Source organism: Dankookia sp. P2 (assembly GCF_050632255.1).
Lineage (GTDB): Bacteria > Pseudomonadota > Alphaproteobacteria > Acetobacterales > Acetobacteraceae > Paracraurococcus.
On record NZ_CP192581.1, the window covers coordinates 3,620,409 to 3,632,777 of the forward strand.

Annotated in this window: 6 protein-coding genes and 5 pseudogenes; 10 read left to right on the forward strand and 1 reads right to left on the reverse strand. The window is 72.2% G+C overall.

The genetic code is table 11. The annotated features are described in order from the left end of the window. The first annotated feature begins 166 nt into the window (after positions 1–166). The 4 genes and pseudogenes from ACQ86J_RS21365 (at position 167) to trmB (ending at position 3,708) form a co-directional block, all read left to right on the forward strand. Positions 167–589 (forward strand): PRC-barrel domain-containing protein, encoded by a 423-nt coding sequence (locus tag ACQ86J_RS21365; protein ID WP_431267116.1) that lies wholly within the window; start codon positions 167–169, stop codon positions 587–589. 108 nt (positions 590–697) lie between these two features. Beyond that, entirely contained in the window at positions 698–1,465 is a 768-nt protein-coding gene (dapB, locus tag ACQ86J_RS21370; RefSeq protein WP_431272487.1) for a 4-hydroxy-tetrahydrodipicolinate reductase, read from the forward strand. 178 nt (positions 1,466–1,643) lie between these two features. Continuing rightward, a pseudogene (metK, locus tag ACQ86J_RS21375) lies at positions 1,644–2,831 on the forward strand (methionine adenosyltransferase). A 159-nt stretch (positions 2,832–2,990) separates the two neighbouring features. After that, positions 2,991–3,708, forward strand: a pseudogene (trmB, locus tag ACQ86J_RS21380) (tRNA (guanine(46)-N(7))-methyltransferase TrmB). On the opposite strand, the gene ACQ86J_RS21385 reads toward trmB, so the two are convergent. Further along, positions 3,689–3,949 carry a hypothetical protein gene (locus tag ACQ86J_RS21385; RefSeq protein ID WP_431267117.1) on the reverse strand — a complete coding sequence of 87 codons (261 nt, stop codon included), beginning with the start codon at positions 3,947–3,949 and terminating at the stop codon, positions 3,689–3,691. The pseudogene trmB and the gene ACQ86J_RS21385 overlap by 20 nt on opposite strands. Before the next feature lie 58 nt (positions 3,950–4,007). Here ACQ86J_RS21385 and ACQ86J_RS21390 point away from each other — a divergent pair, with 58 nt between their 5' ends. The 6 genes and pseudogenes from ACQ86J_RS21390 to infB all read left to right on the forward strand — a co-directional run bounded on the left by ACQ86J_RS21390 (position 4,008) and on the right by infB (position 12,358). Then, the gene (locus tag ACQ86J_RS21390) at positions 4,008–5,108 is read left to right on the forward strand and encodes a hypothetical protein (RefSeq protein WP_431267118.1); all 1,101 of its coding nucleotides are present in this window, start codon (positions 4,008–4,010) and stop codon (positions 5,106–5,108) included. Continuing rightward, a complete protein-coding gene (locus tag ACQ86J_RS21395) occupies positions 5,105–6,241 on the forward strand; it encodes an alpha/beta fold hydrolase (RefSeq protein WP_431267119.1) in 1,137 nt (378 codons plus the stop codon). Before ACQ86J_RS21390 ends, ACQ86J_RS21395 begins: the two co-directional genes overlap by 4 nt. Before the next feature lie 94 nt (positions 6,242–6,335). Next, a pseudogene (gene rimP / locus ACQ86J_RS21400) lies at positions 6,336–6,991 on the forward strand (ribosome maturation factor RimP). Between the two features lie 13 nt (positions 6,992–7,004). Next, positions 7,005–8,603, forward strand: coding sequence for a transcription termination factor NusA (gene nusA / locus ACQ86J_RS21405; RefSeq protein WP_431267120.1), 1,599 nt, complete (start codon positions 7,005–7,007; stop codon positions 8,601–8,603). An 88-nt stretch (positions 8,604–8,691) separates the two neighbouring features. Continuing rightward, positions 8,692–9,281: pseudogene (locus ACQ86J_RS21410) on the forward strand (RNA-binding protein); the annotation flags it as partial. 184 nt (positions 9,282–9,465) lie between these two features. Then, positions 9,466–12,358, forward strand: a pseudogene (infB, locus tag ACQ86J_RS21415) (translation initiation factor IF-2). Positions 12,359–12,369 lie beyond the last annotated feature (11 nt).

Genomic DNA, 12,369 nt, shown 5'->3' on the forward strand with positions numbered 1-12,369 from the left:
TGCGGCCGGCAATAAAGAGTCGGTCGACCGCCCGGGAACCGGCCGAATGATTCCACGTTCAACCCAAGTCGTCGCACCCCCAGCGACGACACTGGCAGGCGGCGGTGCGGACGCGGTCCCACCCGCATCGCCGCCCGCCCCCCTCCCATATTCCGTGAGGCTCCGCATGCCCGAGATGGAAGGCGCCGTGACCCCCGGCGTCAGCGGCGACATCGCGCGCGAGGAGACGCCGCAGCTGATCGCCGCCGGCAAGGTGGCCGGCACCCCGGTCTATGACCGGGACGGGGCGCGGCTCGGCACGATCGAGGACCTGATGCTCGACAAGCAGTCGGGCCGCGTCGCCTATGCGGTGATGGGCTTCGGCGGCTTCCTCGGGATCGGTGAGAAGGTGCATCCGCTGCCCTGGTCGGTGCTGCGCTACGACACCAGCCTCGGCGGCTATGTGGTCGACCTCGACCGCGACCGGCTGGAAGGCGCCCCGGCCTACGGGCCGGGCGATGCGCCGGACTGGACCAGCCGGGACTGGGGCCGCAGCGTCGACGACTACTGGGGCGCCCGCTCGATCTGGGGCGCGCCCGGCAGCAGCTGACCCGGTGCCGCGCCCGGGTCGCCATCCGTATGGCCCGGGGGCTTGCTGGCGCCGCCGCGCCCGGCCATGACGGCCCCCGGAACCGTCTGGGGGACACAGCGCATGCCCATCCGCATCGGCATCGCCGGCATCGCCGGCCGCATGGGCCGCCTGCTGGCCGAGGAGACGCTGGCCGCCGGCGCGACGCTTACCGGCGGCCTCAGCCGAGACGCCGGCCGCCCTGACGCCCCGGCACCCATCCTCCCCGACATCGCCACGCTGCTCGCCGCCAGTGACGTGGTGATCGACTTCACCCATGCTTCGACCGCGGCGGCCCATGCGGAGGCCGCGGCCGCCGTGGGCAAGCCCTTCGTGCTCGGCAGCTCCGGCCTCTCGGCGGAGCAGGAGGCGGCGGTGGCCAAGGCGGCCGAGCGCACCGCCATTGTCTACGCCGCCAACTTCGCGCCCGGGGTGAACCTGTTCCTGGCGATCGCCGAGCGCATGGCCGCCGCCCTGCCGCCCGAGCAATACGACGCCGAGATCGTCGAGATGCACCACCGGCAGAAGGTCGATGCGCCCTCCGGCACCGCGGTCGCGCTCGGCCGTGCGGTCGCGCGTGGCCGGGGGACGACGCTGGAGGCGGCCGGCACCGAGAGCGGGCGGGACGGCCATACCGGCGCGCGGGGAACCGGCACCATCGGCTTCGCCGCGCTGCGCGGCGGCCAGGTGGTGGGGGAGCACACTCTACTGTTTGCCGCGGGGTCGGAACACATCGCGCTGACCCATCGCAGCTTCGACCGCCGGGTCTATGCCACCGGCGCGGTGCGGGCCGCGGGCTGGCTGCAGGGCCGGGCGCCGGGCCTCTACGACATGAAGCACGTGCTCGGCATGGGGTGACCGGCGGGACCGATCCGTCACATAAGCATGTCTTTATGTCTCCGGCCTTGACCCCCGCCGCCCGGCTGCGAAACACCGGGCAACCGGCGGGGCGGGCGCGCGGCAGCGCGTCCATGCGCCGGACTGGCCAGGCCGGGGCGCCGCCGATCCCCCGCGCGACAAGAGGACGAACCACGCCATGCGCGACAAGGGTGAGTATCTTTTCACTTCCGAGATCTGTGTCCGAAGGCCACCCGGACAAGGTCGCCGACCGGATCTCCGACACCGTCATCGACGCCTTCCTGGCCGCCGACCCCTATGCCCGCGTCGCCTGCGAGACGCTGGTCACCACCAACCGCATCATCCTCGCCGGTGAGGTGCGCGGCCCCGACGGCGTGATGCAGGGCCTCGAGGAGAAGGTCCGCGCCGCGGTGAAGGATATCGGCTACGACCAGGAAGGCTTCTCCTGGCGCAACGCCGGATTCCAGAACTACCTGCATGGCCAGTCCGCCGACATCGCGGTGGGCGTGGACGCCGCCGGCAACAAGGACGAGGGCGCCGGCGACCAGGGCATCATGTTCGGCTACGCGACGAACGAGACGCCCGACCTGATGCCCGCGCCGCTGCTCTACGCGCACAAGATCCTGCTGAAGATGGCGCAGTACCGGAAGGCCGGCGACGCCCGCGCCAAGGGTCTCGAGCCGGATGCGAAGTCGCAGGTCACGCTGCGCTACGTCGATGGCAAGCCGGTGGGCGTCACCTGCGTCGTCGTCTCGACCCAGCATGCCGAGGGCATGGAGCAGGCCGAGATCAAGAGCTGATCCGCCCGATCGTGAAGGATGTCCTGCCCGCGGGCTGGGTGGTGCCGGAGGCCGAGTTCTACGTGAACCCGACCGGCAAGTTCGTCATCGGCGGGCCGGACGGCGACACCGGCCTGACCGGCCGCAAGATCATCGTCGACACCTATGGCGGCGCGGCCCCGCATGGCGGCGGCGCGTTCAGCGGCAAGGACCCGACCAAGGTCGACCGCTCGGCCGCCTATGCCGCGCGCTACGTGGCGAAGAACGTGGTCGCGGCCGGCCTCGCCGATCGCTGCACCATCCAGGTTTCCTACGCCATCGGCGTCTCCAAGCCGCTCTCGGTCTATTTCGACCTGCACGGCACGGGCAAGGACATCGACGAGGCGAAGCTCGCCGCGGTGGTGCAGGACCTGGTGAACCTCTCCCCGCGGGGCATCCGCGAGATGCTGCGCATGAACCGCCCGATCTATGCGGTGACCAGCGCCTATGGCCATTTCGGCCAGGCGCCGGACCTGAAGGCCGACACCTTCACCTGGGAGCGCACGGACATCCTGGCGCCGGAGCTGAAGCGCGCCTTCGGGCGCTGAGGCGACACCCGGTCCGGGTTGCTGAAGCGCGCCTTCGGGCGCTGAGGCGACACCCGGTCCGGGTTGCTGAAGCGCGCCTTCGGGCGCTGATACTTCCGGCCGGATCGGCTATGCGGGCGGCGCCAGACGGCGCCGCCCTTTTTGTCCGGGACCCCTTGCATGACCGCCGACCGTCCACCCCTCGCCGAGGGCGTCCCCGACCGGCTCTATGGCCGCCGCCGCAGCCACCCGCTGCGGGCGCGCCAGCAGCAGCTTGCTGGACGAGACCCTGCCGCGGATGCGCCTTTCCCCCGACCAGGCGGCCGACCCGCGCGCCGCCTTCGCCACGCCTGTGGAGGCGTTGTGGCTGGAGGTCGGCTTCGGCGGCGGGGAGCACGCGCTGGCGCATGTCGAGCGCAACCCGCGGGTCGGCTACATCGCTTCCGAGGTGTTCGAGAACGGGCTCTGCTCGCTGCTCTCGCGCCTGGTCGCGGAGGGGGAGGAGGCGACCGGGGCGCTGCCGGCGCATCTCCGCCTCTGGCCGCAGGATGCGCGGCACCTGCTGGGGCTGCTGCCGGAAGGCGCGCTCGACCGGCTGTTCCTGATGTTCCCCGACCCCTGGCCGAAGGCGCGCCACGCCAAGCGGCGCTTCGTCAACCCCACCCTGCTGCCGCTGGTGGCGCGCGCCCTGCGGCCGGGCGGCGAATGGCGGATCGCCAGCGACGACCCGACCTATCAGGGCTGGGTCGCCGAGGTGATGGCGGCGCAGGACCTCTTCGACGTCCCGCCCCCGGCCGAGGCACGGCCCGAGGGCTGGCCGCCGACCCGCTACGAGGCCAAGGCGCTGCGCGAGGGCCGCCGCCCGCTCTATTGGTCGCTCATCCGCCGAGCAGGCTGACCAGGGCCTCCAGCGCCGCCTCGATCTCCGGGTCTGGTAGCATGTCCACGCCCGGCACCAGGTCGAGCCCGAGCGCCCGTTTCGTGAGATAGGCCAGGATCAGCAGCGCCAGCAGCAGCGTGCCGCCGAGCAGGTGGAAGATTGCGGCCCGGGCCAGCGCGACGGCCTTCCGGCGGGATCCCGGGGCGGGGAAGCGGCGCGGCCGGGCGGCAAGGGAAGCAGGGGTCCGGGCGATGTCCATGCGCCAATATCGCCCGCAATCGGTAAACAAAGGCTTGGCCATGCGCGCGATGCGATTGTTGGCCTGGCTGCTCCTGATCCCCGGCTTGGCCGCGGCGCAGCCGGCGCCGAACCGCGTCTATGCGTTGGACGGCGCCGCGGCGCGCATCCCGCTTCCCGCCGGCGGCGCCTGGGAGGCCCGCGACGAGGCCGGCCGCATCGTCGCCGCCACCGCCGGCGGGCTGTTGCTGGTGCCGCCCGGCGGCTGGTACCGGCTGTTCCGCGACGGCGTGCCGCAGGGCGGCCGCTTCGCCGCCGGGCGTGTCGTGCTGGTCACCGGCCAGTCTCAGGCAGCGGGGCTGTTCGATGCGACCTCGCCCCGGGTCGGGGCGCATCCGGCCGGGCCGGGCGACCCGCCGGCGCCGGCGGTCTCCGCCGTTCTGCAATCCTGTCTCGGCCGCCCCGCCTGCCCGGCGGAGGGCACGCGCTGGGCGCTGCCGGGCGAGACGCTGGGCGCCCGCGTCCTGCTGGCGGAATTGGCGCGGCTGCGCCCCGGCACCCCCTTCGCTTTGGCCGATGCCGCCTGGGGCGCCGCCGGGATCGCCGACCTGCTCGATCCCGCCCGGCCGATGCGCGGGCACCTGGTCCGGGTGGCGCAGGCCGCCGCCCCGGCCTCGGCCCTGCTGATCCTGGCGCATGGCACCACGGATGCGATGCGCGGCACCCCGGCCGCCGATTACGTCGCGGGGATCGGCGCGCTGGTCGCCTTGCTGCGCGGGGCGGGCGGCGATCCGGCGATGCCCGTGCTGCAGGCGCCGCTGTCGCCGTTGCGGGACGCGGCCGGGCTGCTCGGCTCCGGTCGGCTGGCGGATTGGGCGGGGCTGGAGGCGGGGGAGGCCTGGCCCTTCCGCCTCGGCCTGGCGCAGCGCCGGCCGCTGGACCCCGCCACCGCCGCCCATGCCGCCGCCATCCGCGACGCCCAGGCGGAGGCCGCGCGCCGCTTCGGCCTGTTGCCGGGCGGCGACCTGGCCGGGGTGGCGACTGGCGTGGATGGCATCCACTGGGCGGCGGAGGGGGTGCGCCAGGCGGCGCGGGAGGCGGCGTCAGCGATCGTCCGGGCGCTGGACCCTGGCGGCGCGCCGGGACTAGCCTTCCCGCAAACGGGAAGGACACGGCCATGAGCGTCGACCGCCGCACCGCGCTGGCGCTGCCCCTCGCGATCGCCGCCATCCGGCCGGCCGCGGCCGACCCGCTGGATGCGGTCGAGAGCCGGTTGATCGAGATCGGCGACCTGCGGCTCGGCTCCGGCACCGTGCTGCCCGGGGTGCGGCTGGCCTACGAAACCTATGGGACGCTGAATGCCGCCGGCGACAATGCCGTGCTGATCACCCATGGCTATACAAGCAGCCACCATGCCGCAGGCCGCTACGCGCCGGGCAAGGCGCCGCCCGGCGTGGCGGAGGACGCGCCCGGCAGCTGGGACCTGATGATCGGCCCGGGCAAGCCGATCGACACCGACCGCTTCTATGTCGTGTCGTCCAACATGCTCGGCTCCTCCTATGGCTCGACCGCACCGGCCAGCATCAACCCGGCGACTGGCCAGCCGTGGGGCCCGGATTTCCCGGCCATCGCGGTCACCGACATCGTCGCGGCGCAGCGGACCATGCTCGGGCTGCTCGGCGTGCGGCACCTGGTGGCGGTGATGGGCACCTCCTATGGCGGCTACCAGGCCTTCCAATGGGCGGTGACCTACCCCGAGGCCATGAACGCGATCATCGCGGTCAACACCGCGCCGAAGGGCAGCGGCGACCAGCGGCAGACCACGGCGCTGGTGGCGCGGCTGGCCGAGGATGCGAACTGGAACGGCGGCCGCTACTACGCGAATGGCGGCATCCAGCAGATCCTGACCGACATCCGCGTGGCGACGCTGAAGAATTACGGCATCGAGGCGCAGCTGAACGACCGCTTTCCCGACCCGGAGGCGCGTGAGGCGGAGATCCGCCGCCTGGCGACCCCCTGGGCCCGGGCCTTCGACGGCAATTCGCTGGTGGTGCTGCGCCGCGCCGCGGTCGATTTCGACGCGCAGAAGGATTTCGGGCAAATCAAGGCCAAGGTGCTCTATGCCCTGACCACCACCGACCGGCTGTTTCCGCCATCCATCGCCCCGGCGGTGATGCAGCGCCTGGCGGAGGCCGGGGTGGACGCCGATTTCTTCGAGATAAGGAACGAATCCGGCCATATCGGCGCCAATGTGGACAGCCCCGGCTGGGTGCCGCGGCTGGCGGAGTTCATGCGGCGCGCCGCGGGCGCCTGAAGGCCGTCCGGACGGCAAGCGAGATGATCCTTGCGGCCGCCGCGGCAGGAGTTTATATCAGCCGTTCTCATCACCATCCGCGCTTCACCGGGGGGTGGCCTTAACGGGCCGCCTTTTTGTTTTGGGCAGCACCATCGAACGTCCGCAGCATGAGGGCCTGGAGGCGCGCATCGCCGACGCCATCGCCCCCACCATCGAGAGCATGGGCTACGAGCTCGTGCGCGTGCAGGTCTCCGGCAAGGAAAGGCCGGTCGTCCAGATCATGGCCGACCGGGCCGACGACGCGCCCTTCCGGGTGGAGGATTGCGAGGCGATCAGCCATGCCGCCGGCGCCGTGCTGGATGTCGAGGACCCGATCAAGGGCGAGTGGACGCTGGAGGTCTCCTCCCCGGCATCGACCGGCCGCTGACCCGGACCAAGGATTGGAACCGCTATGCGGGACATGTTGCGACGCTCGAGCTGATGATCCCGCAAGAGGGCCGCAAGCGGTTCCGCGGTATCGTGCTGGGCGCCGATGCGGAGGAGGCCCGGCTGAAGCTGGACGAGGGCGGCGAGGCGGCCTTCCCCCGCAGCAATATCCGCCGCGCCAAGCTGGTGCTGACCGACGCGCTGATTGCGGCGACCGCCGCGCTCGCCGGCCTGCCGGACGAGGCGGAGAGCGAGTCCGACGCCGACACAGCAACCGAGATCGCCGAAGCCCCGCGCGCCAAGGGCGCGAAGCGCGGACCCGGCGGCAAGAAACCCCACTAAGGAGAACCAGGCCATGGCCGTGGATGTCGCCATCGCTCGCCCGGAACTGCTGCAGGTCGCCGATGCCGTCGCGCGCGAAAAGATGATCGAGCGCGACGAGGTGCTGGAGGCGATGGAGCAGGCCATCCAGAAGGCCGGGCGCGCCAAGTACGGGCACGAGAAGGACATCCGCGCCATCATCGACCGGCGCAACGGCGAGGTCCGCCTGTCCCGCTGGACCGAGGTGGTCGAGCAGGAGCCGGTCGAGAACGAGGCGACGCAGATCCCGGTCCGCATCGCCCAGAAGTTCAAGCCGGGCATCCAGGTCGGCGAGTTCATCGTCGACCCACTGCCGCCGATCGATTTCGGCCGCATCGCCGCGCAGACCGCCAAGCAGGTGATCGTGCAGCGCGTGCGCGAGGTCGAGCGCAAGAAGCAGTACGACGAGTACAAGGACCGCGTCGGCGAGATCGTCAACGGCATCGTCAAGCGGACCGAGTACGGCAACCTGATGGTCGACCTCGGCCGGGCCGAGGCCCTGCTGCGCCGCGACGAGACCATCCCGCGCGAGGCCTTCCGCAACGGCGACCGGGTGCGGGCCTACATCTACGACGTGCGCGAGGAACCGCGCGGCCCGCAGCTCTTCCTCAGCCGTACCCATCCCGGTTTCCTTGCCAAGCTCTTCGCCCAGGAAGTGCCGGAAATCTACGACGGCATCATCGAGATCAAGGCGGTCGCCCGCGATCCCGGCAGCCGCGCCAAGATGGCGGTGATCAGCCGCGATTCCAGCATCGATCCCGTTGGCGCTTGCGTCGGCATGCGCGGCAGCCGCGTGCAGGCGGTGGTGCAGGAGTTGCAAGGCGAGAAGATCGACATCATCCCCTGGTCCGGCGACAACGCCACCTTCGTGGTGAACGCGCTGGCCCCGGCCGAGGTGACGAAGGTCGTGTTGGACGACGAGGCACGGCGGGTTGAAGTGGTGGTCCCGGACGACCAATTGTCGCTGGCGATCGGGCGCCGCGGGCAGAATGTCCGCCTCGCCTCGCAGCTCACCCGCTGGGACATCGACATCCTGACCGAGGCCGAGGAGAGCGAGCGCCGGCAGGAGGAATTCCGCAAGCGCACCGGCCTCTTCGTCGAGGCGCTGGACGTGGACGACGTGATCGCCGGCCTGCTGGTGACCGAAGGCTTCACCTCGATCGAGGACGTGATCGCGGTGGACGACGACGAGCTGGCCAGCATCGAGGGCTTCGACGAGAGCGTCGCGGCCGAGCTGAAGCGCCGCGCCGAGGCCTTCCTCGAGCAGCGCGACGTCGAGTTGGACGAGAAGCGCCGGGCGCTGGGCGTCGAGGATGCGGTCGCCGAGGCCGGCGGCTTCACCCCGGCGCAGCTGGTCTCGCTGGGCGAGAAGGGGGTGAAGCAGCTGGACGACCTGGCCGACCTCGCCTCCGACGAACTGATCGAGATCCTCGGCCCTGATTCGATGGACGAGGACACGGCGAACGCCATCATCATGGCGGCCCGCCAGCATTGGTTCGAGGGCGAGGACGGCGAGGCGCCGGAGTCCGGCGAGCAGGACGAGGCGCCGGAAGCCGCCGGGGAGGCGGTGGATGGCGACGGCCAGAAGGCCTGATCCTAATCGCGGGCGGCGGCGCAAGCCGGCGCAACCGCCGCCGGGCGCGGCTCCGGTGCCGCAGCCGGCCCCCGCGGCTGATGCAGCCTTGGATGTCCCTGAGAAAGGGCCGCTCCGCCGCTGCATCGTGACCCGGGAGAGCGGGCCGAAGGAGGCTATGCTGCGTTTCGTGCTGGATCCGGGCCGTGTGGTGGTTCCGGACCTGGCCGGAAAGCTGCCGGGGCGGGGAATGTGGTTGTCCGCGAGGGCCGATGTGTTAGAACGCGCCATCAAGCGCGGCGCCTTCGCTAAGGCGGCACGTGGGACCGTGACCCTGCCCCCTGACCTTGCTGCGCGGATCGAGGACGGCCTCAGGGGTCGCATCCGCGATCTCGTCGGCTTCGCCCGGCGGAGCGGGCAGGCGGTCTGCGGGCGGGAATCCGTCCGCGAATGGCTGCAGGCGGGCAAGGCCGGCCTGCTGGTGGAGGCTTCGGACGGCAGCGCGGCGGAACGGTCGCGTCTGGTCGGCAGGCGGGACGTGCCGGTGGTGGCCCCCTTTCGGCGGATATGCTCGGCAGCGTCTTCGCAAGGGACCATGCCGTGCACGTGGCGATCGCGCCCGGGCGTCTGGCCGAGGCGATCGCGCTCGAGACCGCACGGCTCGCCGGCATGCTCGGCACCGGCGCCCCGGGCGCTGCGACACCATGCCCGCGGGGCGATGGTGCTGGACATAGAGAGACGGCCCCATGGGCCAATGAGCGGCTAGGTTGGGCGCGCCATCTCGCGCCCGGTGGAATCACCCGGACATGCTCCAGGCTCAGGCCTGCGGCAGTCCTTTGGCACGAGTGGCATGACGGTAGACGGATCGGGTACGGACCAAAGAATGAGCGACCAGAACGACCAGGACGCGGGCAAGAGCAGGCTGAGCCTTCGGCCGGCCGGTGGTCGCCTGGAGGCTGGGCAAGACGGTGGACGCGGGCAGCGTCCGCCAAAGCTTCAGCCATGGGCGCAGCAAGACCGTTCAGGTCGAGGTTGTGAAGAAGCGGACGGTGGCAGCGCCGGCGCCGCGCCAGGCGGCCGGCCCGGCCGCGCCGGTGCCGTCCGGCGGCGGCCCGCGCCCGGCCGGCCCGCCCCGCGCCGGCGGGCCGCAGGCCGCGGGCCGGCGCCCGCCGGCAACCGGCCGCTGACCGCGGCCGAGCAGGCCGTGCGCCAGCGCGTGCTCGAGGAGCAGCGCCGGGTCGAGGCGCAGCGCCAGCGCGAGGAGCGGGAGCGCCAGGCGCTCATGGTCCGCTCCGCCGCCGAGGAAGCCCGCCGCCGCGAGGAGGAGGAGCGCCGCGAGGCCGAGGAGGCCGAGCGCCGCGCCGCCGAGGACGCGATCTCGCGCCCGGGTCGAGGCCGCGGATGCCGCGCGCCGTGCCGCCGAGGAGGCGCTGCACGCGTCCGCGGATGACGAGCCTCCGGCGCCCGCCGCCCCGGCCGCGCCCGTCCAGGCCGCCCCTGCCCAGCCGGCGCCGCCGGTGCAGGCCGCCGCCCCGGCCCAGGCGCCCGCCGCGCCCTACCAGCCGGTGCGCCCGGTGGCGCCGCCGCTGCGCAGTGGCCGTCCGGGCCCGGTGCCCGTCGGCCCCGGCGCCCAGCGCCGTGCCCCGGCCGCGCCCGGCCAGCCGCCGGCCGCCGCCGCCGCGCCGGGCAACGCCCCCAATGCCGCGCCCGCCGGTGCTGCCACGGCCGCCGGCGCCGCGAAGCTGTCGCTGCGCGCCCGCACCGCCGAGGAGGAGGACGAGGCGCGCCGCGCCGCCGCCCGCCGCCCCGGCGCCGCGGCCACGCCGGCCAAGAAGCCGGTGCTCACCACCGTCAAGAAGGTCGGCCCGGATCGCCGCGGCGGCAATCGCGTGGACGTGCAGGCGGCGATCGAGGGCGACGACGAGCGCAGCCGCTCGATCGCCTCGCTGCGGCGCGCGCGGGAACGCGAGCGGCGTCAGCAGGAGCTCGCCCGCCTGCGGTCCGGCGCCGAGCGCGTGGTGCGCGACGTCGTCATCCCGGAGGCGATCACCGTCCAGGAACTCGCCAACCGCATGGCCGCCCGTGGCGGCGAGGTGGTGAAGGCGCTGTTCCGCATGGGCGTGATGGCGACGCTGACCCAGACCATCGATGCCGACACCGCCCAGCTGGTGGTCGAGGAATTCGGCCACCGCATCCGCCGGGTGGCGGATTCGGATGTCGAGCAGGGCATCCAGGGCGCGGCCGATGTCGACACCGACCTGCAGGTCCGCCCGCCGGTCGTCACCATCATGGGCCATGTCGACCACGGCAAGACCAGCCTGCTGGACGCGCTGCGGAAGGCCGACGTGGCGGCGCACGAGGCGGGTGGCATCACCCAGCATATCGGCGCCTACCAGGTGCAGATCGCGGACGGGTCGAAGGTGACCTTCATCGACACCCCGGGCCACGCCGCCTTCACCGCCATGCGGTCGCGTGGCGCGCAGGTGACGGACATGGTCGTGCTGGTGGTCGCGGCGGATGACGGCGTGATGCCGCAGACGATCGAGGCGATCAACCACGCCAGGGCGGCGAACGTCCCGATCATCGTGGCGGTCAACAAGATCGACAAGGACGGCGTCCGGCCCGAGCGGGTGAAGCAGGAGCTCCTGCAGCACGAGGTCGTGGTCGAGAGCCTCGGTGGCGACACCATGGAAATCGAGGTCTCGGCGACTAAGAAGATCAACCTCGACAAGCTGCTCGAGGCGATCTCGCTGCAGGCCGAGGTGCTGGACCTGAAGGCCAACCCGGACCGCGCGGCCGAGGGCACCGTGATCGAGAGCAAGCTCGATCGCGGCCGCGGTCCCGTCGCCACCGTGCTGGTGCAGAAGGGCACGCTGAAGACCGGGGACATCGTCGTGGCCGGCGCCGAATGGGGCCGGGTGCGCGCGATGCTCGACGACAAGGGCCGCCAGCTGAAGACCGCCGGCCCGTCCCTGCCGGTCGAGATCCTCGGCCTGTCGGGCGTCCCCTCCGCCGGCGAGAATTTCGTCGCGGTGACGGACGAGACCCAGGCGCGCGAGATCTCGGAGTTCCGCCAGCGCAAGCTGCGCGACAAGGCCTCGGCCTCGGCCGTCGCCGGCCGCGGCACGCTGACCGACATGCTGGCCCGCATCCAGGCCGGCGTGCAGAAGGAAGTCGCGGTCGTCGTCAAGGCCGACGTGCAGGGCTCGGCTGAGGCGATCGGCGTGACGCTCGGCAAGCTGGGCAACGAGGAGGTCCGGGTCCGGGTGCTGCACAGCGCCGTCGGCCAGATCACCGAAAGCGACATCCAGCTGGCCAAGGCGTCCAACGCCGTGGTCGTCGCCTTCAACGTCCGCGCCACCACCCAGGCGCGGGAGATGGCACAGCGCGACGGCGTCGACATCCGCTACTACTCGATCATCTACGAGGTGTCGGACGACATCGAGAAGATGTTCAAGTCGAAGCTGGCCCCGGTGGCGCGCGAGAACTTCCTCGGCTACGCGCAGATCCTGCAGGTCTTCGAGGTCAAGAAGATCGGCAACGTGGCCGGCTGCCGCGTGACGGAAGGCGTGGTCAAGCGCGGCTGCGGCGTCCGCCTGCTGCGCGACGGCGTGGTGATCCACCAGGGCGAGCTCAGCACGCTCCGCCGCTTCAAGGACGACGTGAAGGAAGTCACCAACGGCTACGAATGCGGCATGTCCTTCGCCAACTACAACGACATCCGCGTCGGCGACCAGATCGAGTGCTACGAGACGGAGATGGTGACCGCGGCCTGATCCGCGCCCCA